21 protein-coding genes and 1 pseudogene are annotated in these 24,340 nt (G+C 42.1%); 8 read left to right on the plus strand and 14 right to left on the minus strand.

Annotated elements, in window-relative coordinates; genetic code table 11:
* Nucleotides 1-32 precede the first annotated feature (32 nt).
* Nucleotides 33-1,706: a benzoylformate decarboxylase gene (gene mdlC, locus PROVALCAL_RS11170; protein WP_226890345.1), complete on the minus strand. Its 1,674-nt coding sequence runs from the start codon at nt 1,704-1,706 to the stop codon at nt 33-35.
* 663 nt (nt 1,707-2,369) lie between these two features.
* Here mdlC and gltS point away from each other — a divergent pair.
* From gltS to PROVALCAL_RS11195, 5 genes and pseudogenes are all read left to right on the plus strand, one after another.
* Entirely contained in the window at nt 2,370-3,575 is a 1,206-nt protein-coding gene (gltS, locus tag PROVALCAL_RS11175; RefSeq protein WP_006659363.1) for a sodium/glutamate symporter, read from the plus strand.
* A 186-nt stretch (nt 3,576-3,761) separates the two neighbouring features.
* Nucleotides 3,762-4,670, plus strand: a complete 909-nt coding sequence (locus PROVALCAL_RS11180; RefSeq protein WP_006659364.1) for a LysR family transcriptional regulator — start codon at nt 3,762-3,764, stop codon at nt 4,668-4,670.
* Nucleotides 4,671-4,726: 56 nt separating this feature from the next.
* Nucleotides 4,727-5,967 (plus strand): annotated as a pseudogene (locus PROVALCAL_RS11185) (D-amino acid dehydrogenase).
* Nucleotides 5,968-5,970: 3 nt separating this feature from the next.
* A complete protein-coding gene (locus PROVALCAL_RS11190) occupies nt 5,971-6,324 on the plus strand; it encodes a RidA family protein (protein WP_006659367.1) in 354 nt (117 codons plus the stop codon).
* 251 nt (nt 6,325-6,575) lie between these two features.
* Entirely contained in the window at nt 6,576-8,234 is a 1,659-nt protein-coding gene (locus tag PROVALCAL_RS11195) for an alpha-keto acid decarboxylase family protein (protein ID WP_006659368.1), read from the plus strand.
* Between the two features lie 47 nt (nt 8,235-8,281).
* On the opposite strand, the gene PROVALCAL_RS11200 is transcribed toward PROVALCAL_RS11195, so the two are convergent.
* The 3 genes from PROVALCAL_RS11200 to PROVALCAL_RS11210 form a co-directional block, all read right to left on the minus strand.
* Entirely contained in the window at nt 8,282-8,827 is a 546-nt protein-coding gene (locus PROVALCAL_RS11200) for a DedA family protein (protein WP_006659369.1), read from the minus strand.
* Nucleotides 8,828-9,028: 201 nt separating this feature from the next.
* Nucleotides 9,029-9,298: a YdgH/BhsA/McbA family protein gene (locus PROVALCAL_RS11205; RefSeq protein ID WP_006659370.1), complete on the minus strand. Its 270-nt coding sequence runs from the start codon at nt 9,296-9,298 to the stop codon at nt 9,029-9,031.
* A gap of 257 nt (nt 9,299-9,555) precedes the next feature.
* On the minus strand, nt 9,556-11,202 hold the full coding sequence (locus PROVALCAL_RS11210) for an alpha-keto acid decarboxylase family protein (protein ID WP_006659371.1): 1,647 nt from the start codon (nt 11,200-11,202) through the stop codon (nt 9,556-9,558).
* 124 nt (nt 11,203-11,326) lie between these two features.
* Between PROVALCAL_RS11210 and PROVALCAL_RS11215 the strand changes: the two genes are divergently transcribed.
* The 3 genes from PROVALCAL_RS11215 to miaE all read left to right on the plus strand — a co-directional run bounded on the left by PROVALCAL_RS11215 (nt 11,327) and on the right by miaE (nt 15,765).
* Nucleotides 11,327-12,217 (plus strand): LysR family transcriptional regulator, encoded by an 891-nt coding sequence (locus PROVALCAL_RS11215; protein WP_006659372.1) that lies wholly within the window; start codon nt 11,327-11,329, stop codon nt 12,215-12,217.
* 205 nt (nt 12,218-12,422) lie between these two features.
* Complete coding sequence (gene mutS, locus PROVALCAL_RS11220; RefSeq protein ID WP_006659373.1) at nt 12,423-14,990, plus strand: DNA mismatch repair protein MutS; 2,568 nt, start codon at nt 12,423-12,425, stop codon at nt 14,988-14,990.
* 1 nt (nt 14,991) lies between these two features.
* Nucleotides 14,992-15,765, plus strand: coding sequence for a tRNA isopentenyl-2-thiomethyl-A-37 hydroxylase MiaE (miaE, locus tag PROVALCAL_RS11225; protein ID WP_006659374.1), 774 nt, complete (start codon nt 14,992-14,994; stop codon nt 15,763-15,765).
* 55 nt (nt 15,766-15,820) lie between these two features.
* Here the strand turns inward: miaE and rpoS are convergent, their stop codons facing one another.
* The 10 genes from rpoS to cysN all read right to left on the minus strand — a co-directional run bounded on the left by rpoS (nt 15,821) and on the right by cysN (nt 24,340).
* Nucleotides 15,821-16,807 (minus strand): RNA polymerase sigma factor RpoS, encoded by a 987-nt coding sequence (rpoS, locus tag PROVALCAL_RS19565; protein ID WP_006659375.1) that lies wholly within the window; start codon nt 16,805-16,807, stop codon nt 15,821-15,823.
* Nucleotides 16,808-16,861: 54 nt separating this feature from the next.
* A complete protein-coding gene (nlpD, locus tag PROVALCAL_RS19570) occupies nt 16,862-17,923 on the minus strand; it encodes a murein hydrolase activator NlpD (RefSeq protein WP_036961513.1) in 1,062 nt (353 codons plus the stop codon).
* Nucleotides 17,924-18,138: 215 nt separating this feature from the next.
* The gene (locus PROVALCAL_RS11240) at nt 18,139-18,765 is read right to left on the minus strand and encodes a protein-L-isoaspartate(D-aspartate) O-methyltransferase (RefSeq protein ID WP_006659377.1); all 627 of its coding nucleotides are present in this window, start codon (nt 18,763-18,765) and stop codon (nt 18,139-18,141) included.
* Nucleotides 18,762-19,523 (minus strand): 5'/3'-nucleotidase SurE, encoded by a 762-nt coding sequence (gene surE, locus PROVALCAL_RS11245; protein ID WP_006659378.1) that lies wholly within the window; start codon nt 19,521-19,523, stop codon nt 18,762-18,764. The genes PROVALCAL_RS11240 and surE overlap by 4 nt, the downstream gene beginning before the upstream one ends.
* Entirely contained in the window at nt 19,501-20,553 is a 1,053-nt protein-coding gene (gene truD, locus PROVALCAL_RS11250; protein ID WP_006659379.1) for a tRNA pseudouridine(13) synthase TruD, read from the minus strand. The genes surE and truD overlap by 23 nt, the downstream gene beginning before the upstream one ends.
* Nucleotides 20,519-21,031 (minus strand): 2-C-methyl-D-erythritol 2,4-cyclodiphosphate synthase, encoded by a 513-nt coding sequence (gene ispF / locus PROVALCAL_RS11255; protein WP_006659380.1) that lies wholly within the window; start codon nt 21,029-21,031, stop codon nt 20,519-20,521. The genes truD and ispF overlap by 35 nt, the downstream gene beginning before the upstream one ends.
* A gap of 9 nt (nt 21,032-21,040) precedes the next feature.
* On the minus strand, nt 21,041-21,769 hold the full coding sequence (ispD, locus tag PROVALCAL_RS11260) for a 2-C-methyl-D-erythritol 4-phosphate cytidylyltransferase (protein ID WP_006659381.1): 729 nt from the start codon (nt 21,767-21,769) through the stop codon (nt 21,041-21,043).
* Between the two features lie 60 nt (nt 21,770-21,829).
* Nucleotides 21,830-22,126, minus strand: a complete 297-nt coding sequence (ftsB, locus tag PROVALCAL_RS11265; protein ID WP_006659382.1) for a cell division protein FtsB — start codon at nt 22,124-22,126, stop codon at nt 21,830-21,832.
* Nucleotides 22,127-22,284: 158 nt separating this feature from the next.
* Nucleotides 22,285-22,893, minus strand: coding sequence for an adenylyl-sulfate kinase (gene cysC / locus PROVALCAL_RS11270; protein WP_006659383.1), 609 nt, complete (start codon nt 22,891-22,893; stop codon nt 22,285-22,287).
* A gap of 4 nt (nt 22,894-22,897) precedes the next feature.
* Nucleotides 22,898-24,340, minus strand: coding sequence for a sulfate adenylyltransferase subunit CysN (gene cysN, locus PROVALCAL_RS11275; protein WP_006659384.1), 1,443 nt, complete (start codon nt 24,338-24,340; stop codon nt 22,898-22,900).

Below are 24,340 nucleotides of genomic sequence, written 5' to 3' on the forward strand. Positions count from 1 at the left end.
GTTAAAGGTTATGATTCAATCTTCACCTTATTTTAAATCAACGGTGGAATTTGAGGCAGGATAGGCACTTCAATCACGGTAGGTCCTTGGCGGTTAAATGCGTCACGGCAAGCCGCTTTTACCTCATCAATCGTTGTGGCTTTTAACGCGGTACAACCATAACCTTTACCTAACGCCACAATGTCTAAGTTTGGAATATCCAGACCCGGAACCCCCGGCGTTTCTTCTAACACGGCAAATGATTTTAAAATCGCATATTCGCTATTTCGCGGGATTACAAATACAATCGGTAAATTGTGTTGAGCGGCGCTCCATAACCCTTGAATAGAATATTGCATCGAACCATCACCTATAATTGACATCACCGGACGATGGCGTCCACTGTCTTTTTCCGCTAATGCAATTCCCACGCTCGCAGGTAAATTCCACCCTAGCGAACCGCTGGCAAAGGTATAGAAAGAATCCGGCGATTCAATCGGCCATTCACGATGGAGTTCGCCAAGATTGGAAGGCGACTCTTCAACTAGAATCGTCTCTTTCGGAGAAACTTCTCTCAGCGCTTTAAACAGCTGTGCTGCACTCAAAACAGTAGAATCACCTTTTACTTCCGGCGCGGCTGGGTGTGGAGCCATACCATGTGATTGCTTTTCCACGCTATTTTTTGGCGCAGGTCGCGCTTTCACACGCTGTGTTAACCCTTCAATTGCCAATACTGAATCACTGAGTAAACTATCCCCAACAGGCGCTCTTCCTACCTCAATAGGATCGTCAGTAATATGCAATAAACGCATGCCATCAGGAAGATAACTTCCTGCCACATAAGGATAATAACGAAATACCGGCGCACCAATAATTAACGCCAAGTCGTGTCCTTTCAGCTTATCGGATAATGGACCCATCGCAAAAGGCAGTCCTCCGGCATACAGAGGATGCGTTTCAGGGAATGGTGGACGTTCAGAAGCCGGAGCCGCCCACACAGGAATATTGAGCTTTTCAGCTAATGCGATTCCAGCATCCCAACCCTCACCTCGAGCAATTGCAGAACCATAGATCAGTACCGGATTTTTCGCCGAGCTAAGCGCATCCGCAAAGGCTTGTAAGCGAGCGGGATCATAACCAATCCGCTGTGAAACTTCGCGTACAACGGCTTCTTGAGCAATCGCAGGCTTGTCCCAATCATCCAGCGGAATGGAAAGGAAAACAGGTCCTGCTGGCGGCTGGAGAGCCATCGCATACGCCCGCATAAATGCCGCAGGTACATCCTCTGCACGAGCCGGTTGATAACTCCATTTGACCCAAGGCTTGGGTAGCGTTTCAGGCTCAATATTGGTTAACCACGGCTCCATTAATAACATTTCACGGGTTTGGTTTCCGGCAGTAATAATCAGTGGAGTGCGATTCATGTAGGCAGTCAGGATGTTACTCATACCATTACTGAGCCCAGCGGAGGTATGTAAGTTGACCATCGCCACTTTACGCATACCTTGGGCATAGCCATCCGCAGCAGCAACCGCCGAAGCTTCATGTAATGTCTGGATATAACGAAAATCACTCGGAAAATCTTTTAAAAATGTCTCTTCTGTCGAGCCTGGGTTCCCAAAAATAGTGGTAATGTCCAACTGACGTAATAAATCAAAAGTAACTTGGCGAATGGTTTTCTTCATTTTAAATACCCTAATTAAGATATCTGGATCAGTTCCTATCATAACGAATCCCTCAATGAAAAACATTTACACCAGAGATGCTTCTCCACTTTTAAATCGCTCAAATAATTTTAAATTTCAATATAATACAATAGGTTAAAATAACATCTTGTTTCGATGATAGAAATAAAATAGGAATAAAAACTACCTATTAAGATTTAATCCATATAAATCACGAAAGAGACCTAAGAATATTGGCATTTATATTCATTTCATCTGCTCTTTAATAAAGAAAAAGTAAATGAAACCTTCCCTAGAAGCATCTAAAACGTGAGTCATATGGCAATGACTTAACAAACATTAACAAAATAACGGCTTTATGCCACTCATCACACTTCTAACAATTAACCCACTCAACGCCTCATTTCTACGCCCTAGAAACACGTCAAAAACTCGATGAGTTTCCCATCTGATGGGGAAATTTAAAATTTAAATTAAAATCAATGAATTAGATTATTCATAACGGTTTATATAATTGAATAACATTCTGGTAATAAATTAAATCAATCAATAAATGCGTTTTTTTTAAACAATTTAATTAACTAAAAGTTATAGCAACCCAAACAAAACTCATTGTTAAACAAAAGTTAAGCAAAGTAATTTAATTTAACACCAATGTTAAATTGCAAAAGTAAACACTCTGGTAAACTCATATGAGGTAAAATAATGATCTTAGATGCCAGTTATACGTTATTATTTGCGTGCTTAGCGCTTCTTATTGGGATGATCGTGGTTAAAATCAGCCCTTTTCTACAGAAAAACCATATTCCGGATGCCGTTGTTGGCGGATTTATTGTTGCGATTGTTTTATTAATTGTTGATAAAGCCGCTGGCTATACCTTCTCATTCGATACGTCATTACAAAGCACATTAATGATTGCTTTTTTCTCATCAATTGGTTTGAGCTCAGACTTTTCCCGATTAATAAAAGGTGGAAAACCACTCGTTATTTTAACTCTCGCTGTAACAATCTTAATTGTGATTCAAAACATGGTCGGTATGGGCATGGCTGTCATGCTAAATGAAAGTCCATTTATTGGTTTGATAGCGGGCTCAGTTACCTTAACCGGTGGTCATGGTAACGCAGGTGCTTGGGGACCGATCCTTGCCGATAAATACGGTGTAACAGGTGCTGTTGAGCTTGCTATGGCATGTGCCACAATGGGGCTTGTACTGGGTGGACTCATTGGTGGACCTGTCGCTCGTCACTTACTGAAAAAAGTCACTATTCCTAAAGCGACAGAGCAAGAAAAAGAGACAATTCTCGAAGCATTCGAGCAGCCGTCAGTGAAAAGAAAGATCAACGCCAACAACATCATTGAAACCATTTCAATGCTGATCATTTGTATCGTTGCCGGTAGTTACATCAGTGAATTAGTCAAAGATACACCAATGCACCTCCCTACATTCGTCTGGTGTCTGTTTGTAGGTATTATTATTCGTAACGTCTTAACTCACGTATTTAAGCACGAAGTTTTCGAACCTACTGTTGATGTATTAGGTAGCGTGGCACTCTCACTGTTCCTTGCTATTGCCCTGATGTCATTAAAATTTGGTCAATTAGCGAGTATGGCAGGTCCGGTATTAATCATCATTGCCGTACAAACGGTAGTTATGGTGCTATTTGCCTGCTTTGTGACCTTCAAAATGATGGGAAGTGACTATGATGCCGTCGTCATCAGTGCAGGTCACTGTGGATTTGGAATGGGTGCAACGCCAACAGCGATTGCCAACATGCAAACTGTTACCCGCGCATTTAGCCCATCCCATAAAGCTTTCCTCGTTGTTCCAATGGTAGGAGCATTTCTTGTGGATATCACCAACAGTATCGTAATTAAGCTGTTTATTGAATTAGGTGCATCCATCGGTTAATTCTCGATACTGTATGCCAGTTCATAACTAAATGTATATGAGCTGGCATTGTCACTTTAGATATTTTCTCGTTTTATTCGCTTTGAATCCTTTTTTCCTTTCGAGTAAGTGACTCCGATATCGGATCCTCTCCCGGCTTTTCTGTAAAATAAGAAAAAATGCAATATATTGCTTAGGTTACCAATAATGAAATTAAGGCACCTTGATATTTTCTATGCTGTTATGACTTGTGGCTCACTGACACGTGCCGCTGAAGTTCTCCATATTTCCCAACCTGCGGCGAGTAAAGCCCTTAAACATGCGGAACAACAGCTTGGACTGGTTTTATTTCAACGGATTCGAGGGAAATTAATTCCAACAGATGAAGCTAATTTATTATTTGAGGAAGCCAAGGAAGTTTATCAGAATTTAGATAGACTCAGAATTTTGGCACAAAATTTATCACGAAATCCACAAGGTAAATTAGCGATTGGGTGCTTACCAAGTCTGGGTCTTAACTTAGTTCCCGAAGTCACCGCCCTTTTTATTAAAAAACATCCGAATATCAAACTCACTATTGGCACGCATCACACTACCGATATTTTGCAATTATTAACCCAGCAAGATCTGGATATTGGTATCGCGTTTAATTTAGCGATCGAAGGCGGGATCACTGTCCTTCCCGTCGCCGACATTCCACTCGTATATGTTGACAGTCAGCCACCCATATCTTCCCCCGTATCATTAATGGATATCGATCAAAACCGTTGGATCCACCCAGGATCAGACTCATTGTCTCAACTGCTACAACAGGTACATGAGTTCGAGGAATCGAATATCAGTGTGCATACTTATCATATGGCTGCAGAGTTTGTGCGTGCAGGATTAGGTTGCAGTATTACCGATATTTTTTCCGCGGAACATACCTTACCTGAATCCATGATTTATCCACTCAAAGAGCATTTACACCTCGCTGTATCAGTCTTCCATCGTGCTGACAGACCACTGACCAAAGCCGCCCAAAATTATGTAAACACCTTGTCGCTAATACTAAAAAAACGCAACGCAGTAGTTAACCAAAAGTTATACTCTGGTGATGAAAACTCAATTGTTTAGTCTGACTATTCGCCGTTAAATGATAACTCCTAAGTTATTATTGGTTGCGGAATATTATGACTAAACATGTGGTAGTGATCGGTGCAGGGGTGATTGGATTAAGTACCGCATATGCTTTAATTAAAGCAGGTCAAACCGTCACACTCATTGAATCCGATTCTGATGTGGGCATGGAAACAAGTTTTGCTAACGGTGGTCAATTAAGTTATCGCTATGTTTCACCATTAGCGGATGCTGGCGTTCCCTTACAAGGTTTACGCTGGATGGGTAAAAGTGATTCCCCATTAAATTTAAGAATCGATTTTACCTTACATCAGCTTGCTTGGATGACTCAATTCACATTAGCTTGCAACCGCACAACCAATAAAATCAATGGCGCCCATTTATTACGATTATCACTCTTAAGCCAAAATGTAATGAATACTTGGCGAACAAGTGGCGATATTTCTGATTTTGCTTGGGAGAAATCAGGGAAATTAATTATCCATCGAGATCAATCTAGCTTTAAAAAAGCCAGTGAAACCGTAGATAAAGAATTCCAAAAAGTACTCAGTGCACAAGAAATTGTTCAACTAGAGCCTGCATTGAAAAATATCCAATCACAATTAGTTGGTGCTATCTACGCGCCAAATGATGAAACCGCAGATTGTTATTTATTCTGCAAAAATATTCTGGCGTACTTAACAACACAACCACAATTTAAATTATGCCTCGAGCATTCAGTAAAATCCTTTATTAAGCTTGGCAATGCCATTACTGGTGTAGAGACGTCTCAAGGCACCATTCAAGCCGATGATGTTGTGATTTGTGCGGGTAACGGAAGTCGAGAGCTATTAAAACCACTCGGTATCGATGTACCCATTTTAGGTTTAAAAGGTTACAGCCTCAGTGTGGAATATCCACACATGACACATATCGTTCCTAAAATTAGTGTTACCGACTACGGCAATAAAATTGTTTACGCCAAACTGCATGATCAATTGCGTATCGCGGCAATGGTAGATATTGGCTATGACAAATATGGATTACGGGAAAACAGAATTTCTGCATTAAAAAACATTATTAAAAAACATTTCCGAATTTACCTAAAATCGATGAAGCAGAAACATGGTGCGGTTTACGTCCGTCAACACCCAAGGGACCCCCTATGTTAGGCAAGACAACACACAGCAATTTATGGCTCAATGTGGGTCATGGCAGTTTAGGTTTTACATTAGCAGCGGGTAGCGCAGAGATATTAACTCAGCTCATTACTCAGCAGAGTTCTCCAATTTCACTAGAAGGATTAACGAGGTAATTGATGCCAATTAAACGGAATAACCCAAAACCCCGCTTAGCGGATAGCGTTGAATATGCTGGCTTAGTTTACTTATCAGGACAGGTCCCTACTGATTTAACCGGAGATATTACAACGCAAACCCAAGACGTATTAAACAAAATTGATGCATTGCTTGCAGCCAGTAACAGTGACAAAACACGTATTTTATCTGCACAGGTGTGGATTAAAGATATGAAACGCGATTTTGCTGACTTTAATACTGTTTGGGAAGCATGGATGCCGGCTGAATTTAGCCCTGCTCGCGCTGCCGTTGAAGCTAATATGGCACGAGAACAAGTTCTCGTTGAAGTGATGGTCACTGCTGCCCAACGTTAATTATTACTCATTCGCTATCGCATTCAAAAGGTTAGATTTATTCTTTTGAATGCTTGTTTTACTCCTCTTTTCATCTTTTTCGTCCAATTTCTATCTCAATCACTCTTTTTATTACCCTTCTAATAAAAAAAATACGCCTTTATCTAGCATTCCTACTACTATTATCTATATACGCTATTTAAATAATTATCTGAAAATTAAAACAAAACCAATAATTATTGGTTGTTTTTATATCAAGATGGAGAGATTACATGACCCAAACTGTGATTGAGCATGTTTTATCCCGATTACAGGATTTAGGCATCAATGACATTTTTGGCGTTGCAGGTGATTATGCTTTCCCAATTAATGACGCTGTTTGCGCTAATCCAAACTTACGTTGGGTAGGAAACTGCAACGAGCTTAATGCGGCCTATGCCGCAGATGGTTATGCGCGTTTAAAGGGGGTTGCCGCCCTCGCCAGCACGTTCGCAGTCGGAGAACTTAGCGCCTTAAATGGCATTGCTGGTGCGTATGCAGAGAGATTACCAATTTTTCATTTAGTGGGCATGCCATCTAGCCATATTCAAAAAAATCAACGCATTATGCATCACACTTTAGGTGATGGTGACTTTGACGTATTTTACAAAGCGGCTCAATCTTTCGCTTGTGCTCACGCAATACTCACGCCTGAAAATTGTGTTAGCGAAATGAATCGCTTAATTACCCACGCCCTATCACAAAGACGCCCTGTCTATATTGGTATTCCCGCTGATTATGCCGTTCAACGTATTGCCATATCGAAAGCAAAACCATTGGTGCTACCGACCAGCCGACCTGATACATTGAAAAAAGTCATTAGCTTAATTGCCCATAAACTTCAAAATAGCGAATCAGCTTGTGCATTAATTGGTTCCCTCATTTCGCGGTTTGATTTAGTCAAAGAAACCGAAGCTATCATCAAATCAACTCATCTACCCTATGCCACCATGTTTATGGATAAAGGCGTCTTAAATGAGACAGACCCTCAATATATGGGAATGTATTCCGGACATTTAATGAATTTAGCAGTCGCTGATTTTATTGAAAACTGTGACTGCATTTTAAATATTGGTGCAGCAATGAGTGATGTAAATACAGGATGCTTCAGCGCCAATATTCTCCCTGACAATCTGATTCAGATTATGGACGATCACGTGGTGATTGATTCTATTGTTTATACTCAAGTTTATATTTATGAGCTTTTGAATGAACTCAAAGATATTTTGACATTTATTCCTAGCACATCAATAAAAGCACATGGTTTAGGAAACCCCATCTCCAACAATGAAGGAAAAATAACGAGTAGTTATTTATATCCACGATTTGAAAAATTTATAAAGCAAAATGACATTGTGTTTGCAGATACCGGTACATTCTCAATGGGATTAGGCTTTGCACTTCTTCCTAAAGAGGTTTCATTTCAAACCCAATCCTTATGGGGCTCTATTGGTTGGGCGACACCTGCCGCATTAGGCGCAGCCCTTGCAGCCCCCCATCGTCGAGTCATTCTCGCGACCGGAGAAGGTTCACACCAATTAACGGCTCAAGAAATTAGCCAATTTGCACGTTGGGGACTTAAGCCGCTGATCTTTGTTCTCAATAATGATGGCTACCTTATTGAACGTCTTTTCTGCCATCAGCCTGAAGCTTATTATAACGACGTACATCCATGGAATTATGCGCAACTCCCTGCGACCCTTGGATGCAAAAATTGGTATTGCCAAACAGTGACAACCTGTGAAGAGCTCGATCGCGTTCTTAATACACTCGAAAGAATAGACACTGCCGCCTATATAGAAATTATGACTGACAAGTATGAAGCATCAGAATTACTTAAAAAAATGGGGGAAATCATTCGCACGGGAATACCAAAGGCTCACACCGCTTAAATATCGCTACTCGCCGCCATCACTTGGTGGCTTATCATTATTGATACTTACCGTTTGTTTCGTCGAATCCACCAAATACCCACGATGACTAACGCAGCAATAACCAACCAAGAAAAGTGAGGATGGAATGGAAGTGACAATACAAGTGAGCTCACAAAGTACCCAATAGAAACAATCAGGCATCCCCAAATTGCACCGCCAAAAATATTTAACACAAAAAATCTCAGCGGATTCACTTTGCTAGCACCAATAATAATGGGACCGATGGTTCTCATGCCATAAGCAAACCGAATTCCAATAATAATCCAATTTTCATGACGCTGTATCAATTGCTGCACCCGCACGATTTTATGTTGATGCTTTTGAAATTTAGGTAAAACTTTCGCTCCCGCATAGCGCCCAACGAAAAAAAGTACGTTATCGCTAAACACACCGCCCAGAGCAGCAAATAACATCGTCAAAGGATAAGAAAGTAATTGATTATGGGCAGCAACCCCTGATAAAAAGGCAGCCGTTTCACCTTCAAGCATTGCACCAAGAAATACAGCCCAATAACCATATTCCATTAACCAATGAGTTAAAACTTCAGACATAAAATGAGGAGCCTTTCCAAACCAATCAATAAGCGATATCTCTGGCTAAAATCTTAGCACAAATAAATATGAAATTTGAGGTCTCTGCGAGTTGATTCAATATGATGGAAAACTGCAGGTTAGGATAGCGATACATAAAAAAACTGCACTTAACGCTGACTTAAGTGCAGGGGATCACAACGCATAAAATATAAATATAGACTATTTATTATATAAGCTAGCATTGATTGAGATATCGTTGCCTTCACCTTCAGTATTAACTGACGTTATGATGAAATACTTTGCTCCAGCTTCATCTGCTTTTTGTGACACCGCATTCACATAATCCGTTGTTGTCGCTGCATTCATGACAATATTAATGTTACCCATTAATTTCATTTCCATAGATTGAACATAATTAATTTCAGTTGCACTCATCGCAAATGGACTTAAAAACATCAAGCTAACTAGTGCTACTTTTAATTTATTCATCAAATTCACCTTTATTTAAATAAATGACTATTAATTAACACTTCCACTTTTAGAAAATCCAATATTGATAATCATCAAAAGAAGCGTTATTTATCTATTAGTAAAAAATGATATCTATCTATTAAAATAAAGAATGCCATGAAGAAGATCAAATTTAATATCATGCTGAATTGAACAAATATTGCTTTTATTTGTGCAATGTTAATTTTTTAAAACTAGAGCTAAAAATAGCAACAAATACAAGCTTATCCCTAGCATCAGAATGAATATAACGATGCTACAGATTTACCGAGTTTTTTAGCCAAATCGGAAGCCGCATAGCGGTCCATCACAATCTCAATATACGCAGCTGAGTCTGTTATTTCAGCCTGTTTAATGGCGGCATCTAGCTCGTCGCAAGTTGTTACTGTTTGGCAAAACCAATCATCACAGCCTAATGCAGCAGGAAGTTGTGCATAATTCCACTGAGGTAAATCGTTGTAATAGGCCTCTGGCTCTTTACATAATAACCGCTCAATAAGGTAGCCATCATTATTCAACACAAGCACAATCGGCTTTAAACCAAAGCGCGCAAATTGGCTAATTTCTTGAGCCGTTAATTGGTGTGAACCTTCCCCCGTCACTAAAATCACACGTGTATTTGGCGCCGCAATCGCAGCACCAAAAGCCGCTGGTGTTGCCCAACCAATAGAGCCCCATAATGTTTGATTATGAAATTGGGCATCTTTAGGTAATAGCGCAAAACCAAGCCCCATGGAAGCCGTGCCGGTCTCCGCAACAATAATATCCTGCGCTTTAAACATCTGCTCTAAACGAGGATACAAATATTGTGCTGTAATTTGTCCATTAGCCTCTTTTCTTGGCTCGCCTAATCCTTGCGCCTTAATACCTTTATGCTGTAATGAAGGCGCTAATGTTTGCAGTTTTTCTAACACCTCTTTCATGACGACATTCGGATAAATAGCTGAACCCACTTTCACATGATCCGCTAAAATATTAATACGCTGTTCAGGGGAGACCGATGCCGTAAAACTTCCCGAATTAAAATCAGTCAATACTGCACCAATACCTAAAATACAGTCGCAACTCTCCACGAACTCCCCAACTTGCGCATTCATTAACTTGCCGTTATATATCCCCATGTAAGTCGGGTTAGATTCACTAACAATCCCCTTATCCATAAACATGGTGGCATAAGGTAGTCCCGTCTTATCAATAATTGCCTGCACATTATCCGAACACCCTAAACGAGCAGAGAGGATCCCCGGAATAATACACGCTTTTTGACTGACACTCAGTTTATCCAAAATCGCATTCACCGCCGCCTTTAAGGATTGGTCATCACTTTTTAGCGGAATACGCTTTTCATGCTGACTTTTAGTCATAACCGGCATTACCGCATAATCGGATGGGAACCCCATATAGACTGGTCGACGTTCTTTTAGTGCCGCTGCAATTAATCGTTCTGTTTCATCAATGCAATTTTCTGGCGTTAAGATCCCATGAGCACAACTTAAGTGCTGACTCATTTTATAGAACACCTCAAAATCACCATCCCCCAATGTATGGTGAACAAGACGATGGCTTTTTTGTACACCACTGGCTGGCATACCAACCAAATGGAAGACGGGTAGATGCTCCGCATACGAACCCGCTAAGCCATTCAAAGCACTAAGTTCACCCACCCCAAAAGTTGTTGAAAGTGCAGCGATTCCTTTAATTCTTGCATAGCCATCTGCGGCATAAGCCGCATTTAACTCATTACAATTTCCTATCCAACGCAACGTTTTACTTTCACAGACCGCATCTTCGATAGGGAAAGCATAATCACCCGCGACACCAAAGACCTCGTTAATACCCAGCATATGCAGGCGATCAAGAACATATTCGATAACTGTTTTCATTGTTTCATTCCCAATAATAATGATGGCTGATTATTCAGCTTTGTATTATTACTAGCTCGAATATTGCATTAACGGAAATTATTTATAATCATCATCGCTATAACAAAATATCATAGAGGTTAGGATGGAGATTCGAGGATTACGCTATTTTGTTGAAGTTGTTCAGCAAAACAACTTTAGTCGTGCAGCAGATAAATTGTGCGTCACTCAACCCGCTATCAGCCGTAGTATTCAAAAGTTAGAACAAGAGCTCGAATACACGTTGTTAATCCGAGAAACTGACGGGGTAAAAATGACAGATGAAGGCGAGATTTTATTCAACCATGCACGGCAAATACTGGAGCAGTTTGACAGGATGAACGATGCATTAAAAAACAGATCAGATCCCCTCTCTGGGGTGTTAAAAGTTGGCTTACCCCCTGTTATCGCTTCAACCTACTTTGCCGACATCATCATGGAATTTAGCCAAAAATTCCCACAAGTTGAATTACAAATCATTGAATTAAGCTCTAACCACATGATGGATGCTATGCTCAGAGGAGATGTTGAAACCGCAGCGATCATGTCTCCATTTGATGAACAACAATTTAATTTATACCGATTCGCAACTGACCGTTTAATGCTACTCGTTAATGATAAGCATCCATTAGCCTCTAAAAATATCGTTAAATTTGCAGAAATTCTGAATGAGCCATTTATCTTTTTCCAAGATAGCTATCGCATCAATGAATTGGTGACGAGTGCTTGTGGTATTCATGGTAAAAAACCGATGATTGCTGGGCGTAGCGGGCATTTAGACCTTGTTATGGCGATGGTACGGGCTGGGGTCGGGGTTACATTACTTCCTGAAAGTATGTGGCAAAAAAATCACATTGATGGGCTGTCCATTATTCCCGTTACGGAGCCAGTGTTGGCTTATGAGCTTGCCTTATCTACCTTAAAAGGTGCGCATCCTAGCCGTAGAGCAAATGCATGGATAGCGTTAGCATTAAAAATGTTGAATGTTAAATCTTAGAGATTTAACCATTTCATTTCTTTTTCAAACTTTTGACCATTTTTTCGTTCCCATTAGTACAAGTTTTACCTTAACTGGGCTACTATGATGGGCGCAAATGCACCTTTCGACTCTTCGCGCGTCCACTATAACAACAAGATAAAATGACGTTGGCACCGAAAGTCAGAAGCCCATAAATACATTCAATATTCAACAAGTTAAAAACATGACAGAAAACCAAAGTTTCGAATCTCATACGCCGATGATGCAACAGTACTTAAAACTCAAAGCGCAACATCCCGATATTTTACTGTTTTATCGTATGGGAGATTTCTACGAACTCTTCTTTGATGATGCTAAAAAAGCGTCTCAATTATTGGATATTTCTCTTACCAAACGCGGTCAATCTGCGGGGCAGCCAATTCCAATGGCGGGTGTCCCTCACCATGCAGCAGAAAACTACTTAGCGCGATTGGTGCAAATGGGAGAATCTGTCGCAATTTGTGAACAAATTGGCGATCCTGCCACTAGCAAAGGTCCTGTAGAGCGCCAAGTCGTGAGGATCGTAACCCCTGGCACCATCACTGACGAAGCGTTATTGAATGAACGCCAAGACAACTTATTAGCGGCAGTTTGGCAAGAATCCCAAGGTTATGGTTTCGCCACCTTAGATATCGCATCAGGTCGTTTTATTATCAGTGAAATCGATGATGATGAGTCATTAAAAGCTGAGCTTCAGCGTACTCGTCCTGCGGAATTACTCTATCCTGAAGATTTTGCTAGCATGTCCTTGATTGAATTGAATAAAGGATTACGCCGTCGACCGATTTGGGAATATGAATTAGACACGGCAAAACAGCAATTAAACCTGCAATTTGGCACCAAAGATTTGGTCGGATTCGGCGTTGAAAATGCCCATAAAGCTTTACGTGCAGCGGGTTGCTTACTGCAATATGTTAAAGATACTCAACGAACAGCACTCCCGCACATTCGTAGCATTATTATGGAAAAACAACAAGATAATGTTATTTTAGATGCAGCAACACGCCGAAACTTAGAGTTAACTCAAAACCTTGCAGGTGGAACAGAAAACACACTCGCCGCTATTTTGGATAAATGTGTGACACCAATGGGTAGCCGTATGCTAAAACGCTGGCTTCATACCCCACTGCGTAATCTCACCGTGTTAACCAACCGCCAGCAAGCCATTGGTGCCTTGCAACAATATGGCATTGAGCTGCAACCATTCTTACGTCAAATTGGTGATCTGGAACGAGTCCTTGCTCGACTCGCTTTACGTTCCGCTCGCCCTCGTGACTTAACACGTATGCGCCATGCGTTCCAGCAATATCAGGATATTCACCAAATTCTGGCACAATCAGACTGTGGTTACCTGAATACGTTAACCCAACGGGTTGGTCGATTCGATGAGTTACAAGACCTGCTAGAAAAGGCGATTGTCGACGCTCCTCCAGTATTAGTCCGTGATGGTGGTGTTATTGCGACTGGCTATAACAGTGAACTCGATGAATGGCGAGCATTAGCTGATGGCGCAACAGATTATCTTGACCGCTTAGAGATTCGTGAACGTGAAAAACTGGGTATCGATACCCTGAAAGTGGGCTATAACGCAGTACATGGTTACTACATTCAAGTGAGTCGTGGGCAAAGCCATCTCACCCCAATTCATTATGTACGCCGCCAAACATTGAAAAATGCAGAACGCTATATTATCCCTGAATTGAAAGAGTATGAAGATAAGGTTCTAACATCAAAAGGCAAAGCACTGGCTATCGAAAAAGCCCTGTATGATGAACTGTTTGATAGACTACTGCCTCATTTAGCCGCATTACAAACCAGTGCAGAAGCTCTGGCTGAACTGGACGTTCTCTCCACTTTGGCTGAACGAGCGGACACTCTGGGCTATGCCTGCCCTCAATTGACGGACAAACCCGGTATTCAGATTACTGAAGGTCGACATCCTGTTGTTGAACAAGTACTTAGTGAGCCATTTATTTCTAACCCGCTATCCCTTTCTCCACAGCGCCGCTTGCTGATCATTACAGGCCCCAATATGGGCGGTAAAAGCACCTACATGCGCCAAACTGCGTTGATCACTTTGCTGGCTTACATTGGTAGTTTTGTTCCTGCGAGTAAAGCGGTGATTGGTCCGGTTGACCGTATTTTTACGCGTGTGGGCGCCTCTGATGACCTTGCTTCTGGACGTTCAACCTTTATGGTAGAAATGACAGAAACAGCGAATATTTTACATAATGCGACTGAACACAGTTTAGTTCTGATGGATGAAATTGGTCGAGGTACCTCAACCTATGATGGGCTTTCATTAGCGTGGGCTTGTGCAGAAAATTTAGTCAACCGTATCAAGGCAATGACCCTGTTTGCCACCCACTATTTTGAATTAACTACCCTGCCGGAAAAACTGGAAGGTGCGGTTAATATTCACCTCGATGCCATGGAGCACGGTGATACCATTGCCTTCATGCATAATGTCCAAGATGGCGCAGCAAGCAAAAGTTATGGCTTAGCCGTTGCTTCTCTAGCGGGTGTACCGAAAGAAGTGATTAAACGCGCTAAGCAAAAACTCAAAGAGTTAGAAGTTATCTCCAATAATGCCAATGCCAGCCATGTAGATAGCGCTCAGCTAAGCTTCTTAGGTGCAGTAGAAGAAGAACCGTCTCCCGTATTAGCCGCTTTAGAAGACATTGACCCCGATAAACTCACCCCACGCCAAGCCCTTGACTGGTTATATCGTTTAAAGGAAATGGATAACTAACATGGATGAATACGCTGAATTATTAGCGCCAATTAAGCAATTTTTACAGTGTGAAACGCCTGATGCATGGATCCACAAAGCGAGTCAGCCTGAAAATTTGCCCATTATTTTGAAGGACCATTTATTGTGTGAATTAAAAGCCGCGCAAAGCGCCATGTTTTTAATTCGCAAATATGCCGTTGATAAAGAAAGCGCAGCTATCCTTTTAGAATGGTTCAAACCCTATGAAGCCTTCGCCTATGATCGGATTGGTGATGTGCATACATTGAAAAACAAGAATCAAATTTCTAAACAAATTTTAGCCAAAAAGCAGTCACCTTATAGCCAAGATCTCATTGATAAAATGGTGTTGTTAATCAAAGAAGAGCTGCACCATTTCTATCAAGTATTGGAAATACTGCATCAACGGGGTATTACGTATGATGGGATCACCGCAGGGCGCTATGCTAAAGGATTATTTAGTCATTTAGATCCACATGACCCAAAAACGCTGGTCGATAAATTAATTATTGGTGCTTATATTGAAGCGCGATCCTGTGAACGGTTTGCTAAGTTAGCCCCTCATTTGGATGAGCAACTTGCCAATTTTTATACGTCACTTTTACGCTCAGAAGCACGTCATTACCAAGACTATCTGCAACTCGCTCAATCAATTAGCAAAACAGATATTACCGAGCGTGTACGTTTTTACGGGGAAGTTGAGGCGCAGTTGATTTCAACACCAGATGACGATTTTAAATTCCACAGCGGTATACCGATTAATTCCGCCGGCTAAAAAAAAGCCCCCTGTTATCAATGACAACAGGGGCTTTGAGTTCAAACACAGCAGATTACATATTGAATAACGCTTCCAGCGTTAAATCTTCACCTTGCAAAATATCTTTAAGACGTCTTAAACCTTCAACCTGAATTTGACGAACTCTTTCACGAGTGAGCCCAATTTCGCGCCCAACCTCTTCCAGAGTTTCCGCTTCATAACCCAATAAACCAAAACGACGTGCTAATACTTCGCGCTGCTTCGGATTTAATTCATATAACCACTTAACGATATTTTCTTTTAAGTTGTTATCTTGGATTGTGTTTTCAGGTCCCGACTCATTATCGTCAGATAGGACTTCCAACAATGACTTCTCTGAATCCCCTGCAATCGGTGTATCAACGGACGTGATACGTTCATTTAAACGTAGCATTCGGCTGACATCTTCTACAGGCTTGTCTAATCGCTCAGCAATTTCTTCAGGGCTTGGCTCATGATCTAGCTTTTGGGCAAGTTCACGGGCAGTACGAAGATAAATATTGAGCTCTTTGACAATATGAATAGGAAGACGGATTGTTCGAGTTTGGTTCATGATGGCACGTTCAATCGTTTGACGGATCCACCATGTCGCATACGTTGAAAAACGAAAGCCCTTTTCAGGGTCAAACTTTTCAACGGCACGAATCAACCCGAGATTTCCTTCTTCGATCAGATCGAGTAAGGCTAATCCTCGGTTATTATAACGGCGAGATATTTTTACCACTAAACGCAGGTTGCTTTCTATCATACGCTGACGCGACGCCACATCCCCCCGAAGGGCTCTGCGAGCATAGAAAACCTCTTCCTCTGCTGTGAGGAGTGGAGAGAATCCAATTTCACTGAGATAAATTTGGGTTGCGTCCAAAACGCGTTGACTCGCGCTTTGGAGTAAATCCGTTTCTTCATCCAGTTCTGAAGCTAGATCCTCTTCTTTGAATTGACTCTCATCAAATGCTTCATCCATCGCATTTTCATCGAGGTCATTATACAACTCGTTAACTTTCAGCGAACTTTGGCTCATCAGTGACTCCGACCCTAGATAATGAGGACGGAATGCGAATACACCCCGCCCAGTTTATCGCTGCGGTAAATAACGCAGCGGGTTTACTGATTTTCCCTTGTAACGAATTTCAAAATGCAAACGAACAGAACTTGTTCCGGTGCTACCCATTGTGGCTATTTTCTGACCCTCAGCAACATCCTGTTGGTCACGCACAAGTAACGTATCGTTATGTGCATAGGCACTTAAGTAGTCATCGTTATGTTTTATTATTATGAGATTTCCATATCCACGCAGTGCATTGCCAGCATATACGACTTTACCCGGCGCAGCGGCAATAACAGATTGACCACGAGAACCGGCAATATCGACACCTTTGTTCCCGCCTTGAGCATCAGAGAAGCCTTCAATCATCTTCCCATCTGCTGGCCAACGCCATTTAATTGACGAATTATTTGTGCTACTTCCGGTTGTGGCTGTTGCAGTCGTAGTGGTTGGGCTTGCTGTTGTCGTAGAAACCGTAGAGGTTGGTTTCTTGTTATTCGGCAACATCTTACCTGAATTCTGCCCGCTACTATTTTCAGGATACCCATTAGTTGGTTGAAGATCAACCGGACGCTGTTGACTATTTGATGCTAATTGTGTGCTCGAGCTCACATTTGCATTACCAATGTTTATCACCTGACCTACATTTAGGCTGTATGGTTCCGGAATGTTATTTTTCGATGCTAACTCACGGAAATCATTACCAGTTATATAGGCGATATAGAACAGAGTATCTCCACGCTGAACGGTATAGTTATTACCGTTATAGCTTCCCTTCGGAATTTGACCGTAGTCTCGGTTGTAAACAATCCGGCCATCACTACTTGTTGATACAGGTCTAGACGCACTATTACCCATCGAACTATTCGACGATAAATTAGGTCTATCTGAAGGCATCGCCGTACTCATTCCCGTGTTAGTCGGTGGGTTCGGCACAGTTCTTGACGCCGTTTGTTGGCTAGAACCTCCATCATTCACACTCGAAATCGGTGCTGCTGGATGATAAGGCGTTGAGCATCCTGCTAATAAAGCACCGCTAAATGAAAAGATAACCGCCCATCGAATTCTGTTTATTGGGCTAACAATTTTCATATTTCTTCTCCCGTGAAGAAAAGTCTGACCTGATACTAAAGGGTTAGAATGCAATTTATGCTTATTGAATATTAGTATCTTAAAATATTTCGCTTATTAAAGCAGAAATATAAAATAATGGACAAGTTAAATGTATCAAAAGTATAACAAATTGAGATTATCACTTAACAGTTTGAGCAAAATACCCTATGAGTAAAAGATAACCCAAAAGGTAATTAGCTCAAGTCACCGGCAACCAGAGGAACAAAACGGACTTTCTCAATCACGTTCGTATGATAGTCATTACCACGACGGGTAATCAATTTCAGAGCCTGATCTTTGTCACCAACAGGCAGGACTAATCGTCCCCCATCTTTTAACTGTTTCAGTAACAACGACGGTATTTCGCTAGGTGCAGCTGTCACAATGATCCCATCAAAAGGACCTTTAGATTGCCAACCTTCCCAGCCATCACCGTGGCGAGTTGAAATATTGTGTAAATCTAATAATTTAAAACGACGCTTCGCCGTCCATTGTAAGCTTTTGACTCTTTCGACTGAATAAACATGCTCACAAAGATGCGCCAGTACCGCAGTTTGATACCCAGACCCTGTCCCAATCTCCAAAACATGATCTGTGGGTTTGACCGCTAATAATGCGGTCATTTTTGCGACAATATACGGCTGTGAAATCGTCTGCCCATGACCAATCGGTAATGGGATATTATCGTAGGCTTTATGAGATAGCGCTTCGTCAACGAACCGTTCGCGAGGAACAAGCGCGAGCGCGTCTAATAGGCGCTCATCGTGAATTCCCTGTTGGCGCAACTGTGCCAGCAGTTCTTTCATGAGCCCAATTTTCATTTTGCCTTCACTCCTGACTTATCTAGCCACTCTTCTAACACTGCCTGCGTTTTATAAGAGGTTAAATCCACTTGCAGAGGCGTAATCGAAACATAGCCATTTTGTACTGCTTCAAAATCTGTGCCCGGTCCTGCATCGCGAATCTCACCTACCGGACCTAGCCAATACAGCATATTCCCGCGAGGATCTTCAATATTATAGACCTTAGATGCCGCATGGCGGCTACCACAACGGGTCACTTTGATCCCTTTTAACTCTTCGTAAGGAATATCTGGCACATTGATATTTAAGATATTTCCCGCACGTAATGGATTTTTTTGCAACATAATGAGGATATCGCAAGTTACCTTAGCGGCCGTGTCATAATGCACTTCGCCATCAAGTGAAACGGCAATAGAAGGTAATCCCAAATGGCGTCCTTCTGTTGCTGCCGCGACAGTACCTGAATAGATAACATCATCCCCAAGGTTTGGACCACAGTTAATACCCGACACCACAATATCAGGGCGAGGACGAACCACTTTATTCACTCCGATATACACACAATCGGTTGGTGTTCCTTCTTGAACAGCCAGATCGCCATTACTTAATGTTTGAATTTTTAATGGCTTATCTAAAGTTAGTGCGTTTGAAGCCCCACTTCGATTACGATCGGGTGCAATCACTTGTACATGATAATGTTGGCGTAACGCCGCTGCCAGAGTTTGTATCCCCGGCGCTGTTACCCCATCATCGTTACTCAATAATATATTCAGCATCAACACAATCCTGATTGATAATTTCTCGTACAACACTGGTCGCAAAACTGCCTGAATTCAGGAAAAAATCCAGTTTCACGGTTGACGAGTCTAACCATTGCCATTGCAAATTTTGCGGCTTAACAAGCACAGCGCGTCTTGCTGGAGAAACTCGCTCATTTTTCATTAGCGCCATAAATGGCTGATAATCTTGTTCTAAGCAATGTATTTCAAAAGCCAGTGCGTCCTCTTGGGTACCTAAATCGCCATCACCAGGAAGCGGCGCTGTCACACTTAATTCTGAAGACTGTAAGCGAGCTTGCAGTGAATCCAACTCTTCTGCGGTCGCGACAAACCAGCTTCCTCTCCCAGTGAGTTGCAAAGCATCTCCCAACATCGCGTACTGCGCCGTATTATTCGCAATTCTCGCACTCGCGATATCATTAAACATAGCACTTCGTGCAGCAGAGAGATAAAAACTACGCTTATTTCGTTCACGAACTGTGATTTCTTGGTTTGCCCAACGACGTGCTTGGACAAGATTTTGTCCATCACGACCAAAACGTTGTTCACCAAAATAGTTAGGAACACCCAGTTTAGCCACTTTTTGTAGGCGTTGCTCCACATCATCTGCGTTCGTGATATCACGCAACGTGATTTCAAATTGGTTACCTTTGAGAGAACCAATCCGTAATTTACGCTTTTGGCGCGTGACGGCAAGAACACGACAGCCTTCAAGCTGCCAAGCAGAAAAATCAGGGGTATCTTTACCTGGCATTTGTAAACAGAACCATTGTTCCGTGACCGCGTGTCTATCTTTTAGCCCAGCATAACTCACTGCCCGTGCTGAAATTTTAGCAAACTTTGCCAGTTGTTCCGCAACAAATAATGTATTGCAGCCTGTTTTTTCGACGCGAACCATAACGTGTTCGCCTTCCCCATCAAGCTCAAAACCTAAATCTTCTTTCACCACGAAATCTTCAGGAATACTTTTTAACGTCCCCGAAGAGAGGGGCTTACCATGCAGGTACTGAACATTCATAACTTTCATTACTATTATCTTTGATAAGTAAAGCCACAGCGGCGCAAGCAATCCCTTCTTTACGACCCACAAAACCCAATTGCTCTGTGGTGGTCGCTTTCACATTGACATCATCCATATGGCATTCGAGATCTTCGGCAATATTCACACGCATTTGTGGAATATGTGGCAGCATTTTCGGCGCTTGTGCCATGATAGTGACATCAATATTGCCAATCAAATACCCTTTTTTACGGACTTGGCAGAATGCTTCTCTGAGTAAAACACGGCTATCCGCCCCCTTATAGGCAGGATCGGTATCAGGGAATAATTTACCAATATCCCCAAGTGCTGCTGCGCCTAAAATAGCATCTGTCAGTGCATGCAAAACAACATCACCATCGGAATGTGCGATAAGACCTTGCTCGTAGGGAATGCGAACACCACCGATCACGATGGGACCTTCACCGCCAAACTTATGCACATCAAAACCGTGTCCGATTCTCATTTTTTTTCCTTATGATTTCATTCTTGAAAGATAAAATTCTGCCAATGCCAGATCTTCTGGTCTCGTCACCTTAAGGTTATCAGCACGTCCTGATACTAATATCGGTTGATAACCACAATGTTCCAGTGCGGAAGCCTCATCGGTGATAACAGCGTTCTCTTTCAATGCCTTATCTAAACAGTTACGTAATAATTCTAATGGGAAAAACTGCGGAGTCAGGGCATGCCAAAGAGCTTCTCGCTCAACGGTATGAGATATATTTTGTGTACCCGCAGTCCCGCGTTTCATCGTATCCCGAACGGGAGCAGCCAATATGCCGCCGCAACAATCATTTTTGGTCACTAACTGAATAATTGTATTTAAATCATCTAAATGCAAGCATGGGCGTGCTGCATCATGCACTAAAACCCAAGCATTATCATACTCAGGTTGTTTAATAAGATAGTTGAGTCCTGACAAGACAGAGTCCGCGCGTTCTTTTCCCCCAATAACTGTTACGACACGAGGATCTTTGGCGATATCAAGGTGTTGAAAATAATCATCTTCAGCACTTAATGCGACCACTATCAGCTGTACGTCAGGGCTACGTAACAAAGCATCAATGGTGTGTTCAATAATCGTTTTACCCGCGACCGACAAATATTGCTTTGGGCAATCCGCGTTCATGCGGCTTCCGATTCCCGCAGCGGGGATAAGCGCAACAATCGGTGCTGCGCTTGATGTTATTGGATTTATCATGATTCGAGTCTTACATCAGAAATTATCAGGCTATTGGGTGTAATATACCCTAAATGATGGTTATTGAGATGACGGCGAATTATTACGCTCTTTGACCATTCGATAGAATGACTCACCAGGCTTTAACATGCCAAGTTCGCTACGTGCCCGTTCTTCAATTGCATCTTGACCATCATTCAAGTCATTAATTTCTGCAAATAGCTGTTCATTGCGCTGTTTTAAGCGCGAATTCACAATTTCCTGCGCAGCAACATCATCTTTGACCTTTACATAGTCATGGATGCCATTTTTGCCTAACCATAAGGAATATTGTAACCAAGCTAATATCGCAATTAATAGTAGCGTTAATTTACCCATTTTGCCCCCTGAAATGATTTGCTAATCATCCCATAACTGAGCGCGTGACGCTACTGTGATGCAAATATTGTCTAAAAAGTCAGAATTTTTCGCGCTAGAAGAGATTAAATATCATCCAATTCCCTATAAATGTAGAAAAGGATGATATTTAAGTAAAATCAATTTGCTATAGAAATGGTCTTTTTTTGCTGAAGCAGTTGAATAATCTGCATTAAAGAATCATCAATAGAACGCGTTCCATCAAGGTGCAGCTCTGGGTTTTCAGGAGGCTGATAAGGTGCGTCGATCCCAGTAAAATGGGCAATTTTTCCCGCACGAGCTTGCCGATATAACCCTTTTGGGTCACGCTCTTCACAAATCTCGATTGGTGTATCAACATACAACTCATAAAACTGGTCAGGCTCAAATAACGCCCGAACTCGCTGTCTATCTTCTTGGTACGGTGAAATAAATGCCGTTGCAACTATCAATCCAGCATCGACCATCAGCTTGGCCACTTCGCCAATACGCCGAATATTTTCCTGCCTATCTGGTTCGTTAAACCCTAAATCGCCACATAACCCATGGCGTATATTATCCCCATCCAACAGATAGGTTTGCATACCCAAAGCCGCGAGCTGAGCTTCAACCGCCCCCGCTAATGTGGATTTCCCTGAACCCGATAACCCTGTAAACCACAATACCGCCCCTTTATGCCCATTACGTTGTTCGCGCCACTGCCGAGTCACCGTGTGTTGGTGCCAAACAATATTTTCTTGTGAACTCATGGTACTACTTCCCACCTAACACATCGCGAGCACCCCAATGAGGGAAATGACGGCGAATCAATTGATTAAGCTCGATTTCAAATTGGCTAAATTCACTGCTATGGATGGCGTCTTCAGACTGAGCTTCTCGAACCAACCCAGCGCCAACCGTTACGTTAGTTAACCTATCAATCAAAATCATGCCACCGGTATCGCCATTACTTTGATAATTTTCCAGTAACAATGGCTCATCGAATGAAAATTCAACTAAACCGATACCGTTTAATGGAAGTTCCGTCGCCACTTTCTGAGTCAAATTATTCACATCCACTTGATACTGGATATTCTCTACTTTGCCTCGGCTACGCTTACCTGCAATTTTGATATCCACTTGCTGCCCTTGTACTAGGGGCTGTTCTGACATCCACACAACATCAATTAACGCATGCTGGCTGGCAAGTAAGTGTTCATTTTCAGCGACAATCAAATCACCGCGGCTAATATCAATTTCATCACTGAGTACTAAGGTAATCGCTTCTCCAGCAATTGCAGAAGACTGATTACCAGCAAACGTCACAATCTCTTTGATGGTGGAAGTCGTGCCAGATGGCAGCACTTTAATCGGCTGTCCCACCTGTATAATTCCCGATGACAATGTGCCGCTGTACCCACGAAAATCCAAATTTGGACGATTCACATATTGCACAGGAAAGCGTAATGGCTGTTCCGCTGCGGTCTGAGTGACTTGCACATTTTCCAATAGCGACAATAATGTTTCGCCGTGATACCACGGTAAATTATCACTTGGCGATACAATATTATCCCCATCCAGTGCAGAAATAGGCACAAACCAAACGTTGAGATCAACGGGCAATTGTTCAGCAAATTGCTGGTAATCACGCTGAATTTTTTCAAATACAGACTGACTATAATCCACCAAATCCATCTTATTCACAGCAACGATCAAATGGCGGATCCCCAGTAGCGTACTAATAAAACTGTGGCGCCGAGTTTGCTCTTGTATCCCTTTTCGAGCATCGATCAGCAGAATAGATAACGAGCAGGTTGACGCACCTGTCGCCATATTGCGAGTGTATTGCTCGTGTCCAGGGGTATCTGCGATGATAAACTTGCGTTTTTCCGTTGAAAAATAACGATATGCCACATCAATGGTGATCCCCTGTTCACGCTCGGCGGCTAATCCATCCACCAGCAACGCCAGATCCAACTTTTCGCCTTGCGTCCCTATTCGCTTACTGTCCGTTTGTAAAACAGACAGCTGATCTTGATAAATTTGTTGAGTATCATGCAATAAGCGACCAATCAAGGTGCTTTTGCCATCATCGACATTTCCACAGGTTAAAAAGCGTAATAATCCCTTATGCTGCTGAGCGAGTAAGTAAGCCTCCACGCCCCCTTGTTGTTGGATTTGATGCGCCATTGCGTCGTTGTAAGCCAGTTCAGCCAT

Origin of the sequence: Providencia alcalifaciens DSM 30120 (assembly GCF_000173415.1) — a bacterium.
GTDB lineage: Bacteria > Pseudomonadota > Gammaproteobacteria > Enterobacterales > Enterobacteriaceae > Providencia > Providencia alcalifaciens.

Coding starts and splice junctions, on each gene's coding strand:
- PROVALCAL_RS11190 (WP_006659367.1), top strand. CDS start 5,971: ATGCCAATTAAACGGAATAACCCAAAACCCCGCTTAGCGGATAGCGTT.
- surE (WP_006659378.1), bottom strand. CDS start 19,523: ATGCTGAATATATTATTGAGTAACGATGATGGGGTAACAGCGCCGGGG.
- PROVALCAL_RS11195 (WP_006659368.1), top strand. CDS start 6,576: ATGACCCAAACTGTGATTGAGCATGTTTTATCCCGATTACAGGATTTA.
- PROVALCAL_RS11240 (WP_006659377.1), bottom strand. CDS start 18,765: ATGAAAATTGGGCTCATGAAAGAACTGCTGGCACAGTTGCGCCAACAG.
- nlpD (WP_036961513.1), bottom strand. CDS start 17,923: ATGAAAATTGTTAGCCCAATAAACAGAATTCGATGGGCGGTTATCTTT.
- ispD (WP_006659381.1), bottom strand. CDS start 21,769: ATGATAAATCCAATAACATCAAGCGCAGCACCGATTGTTGCGCTTATC.
- mutS (WP_006659373.1), top strand. CDS start 12,423: ATGACAGAAAACCAAAGTTTCGAATCTCATACGCCGATGATGCAACAG.
- PROVALCAL_RS11215 (WP_006659372.1), top strand. CDS start 11,327: ATGGAGATTCGAGGATTACGCTATTTTGTTGAAGTTGTTCAGCAAAAC.
- cysN (WP_006659384.1), bottom strand. CDS start 24,340: ATGGCTGAACTGGCTTACAACGACGCAATGGCGCATCAAATCCAACAA.
- miaE (WP_006659374.1), top strand. CDS start 14,992: ATGGATGAATACGCTGAATTATTAGCGCCAATTAAGCAATTTTTACAG.
- truD (WP_006659379.1), bottom strand. CDS start 20,553: ATGAAAGTTATGAATGTTCAGTACCTGCATGGTAAGCCCCTCTCTTCG.
- ispF (WP_006659380.1), bottom strand. CDS start 21,031: ATGAGAATCGGACACGGTTTTGATGTGCATAAGTTTGGCGGTGAAGGT.
- ftsB (WP_006659382.1), bottom strand. CDS start 22,126: ATGGGTAAATTAACGCTACTATTAATTGCGATATTAGCTTGGTTACAA.
- PROVALCAL_RS11180 (WP_006659364.1), top strand. CDS start 3,762: ATGAAATTAAGGCACCTTGATATTTTCTATGCTGTTATGACTTGTGGC.
- PROVALCAL_RS11205 (WP_006659370.1), bottom strand. CDS start 9,298: ATGAATAAATTAAAAGTAGCACTAGTTAGCTTGATGTTTTTAAGTCCA.
- PROVALCAL_RS11210 (WP_006659371.1), bottom strand. CDS start 11,202: ATGAAAACAGTTATCGAATATGTTCTTGATCGCCTGCATATGCTGGGT.
- PROVALCAL_RS11200 (WP_006659369.1), bottom strand. CDS start 8,827: ATGTCTGAAGTTTTAACTCATTGGTTAATGGAATATGGTTATTGGGCT.
- cysC (WP_006659383.1), bottom strand. CDS start 22,893: ATGAGTTCACAAGAAAATATTGTTTGGCACCAACACACGGTGACTCGG.
- mdlC (WP_226890345.1), bottom strand. CDS start 1,706: ATGATAGGAACTGATCCAGATATCTTAATTAGGGTATTTAAAATGAAG.
- gltS (WP_006659363.1), top strand. CDS start 2,370: ATGATCTTAGATGCCAGTTATACGTTATTATTTGCGTGCTTAGCGCTT.
- rpoS (WP_006659375.1), bottom strand. CDS start 16,807: ATGAGCCAAAGTTCGCTGAAAGTTAACGAGTTGTATAATGACCTCGAT.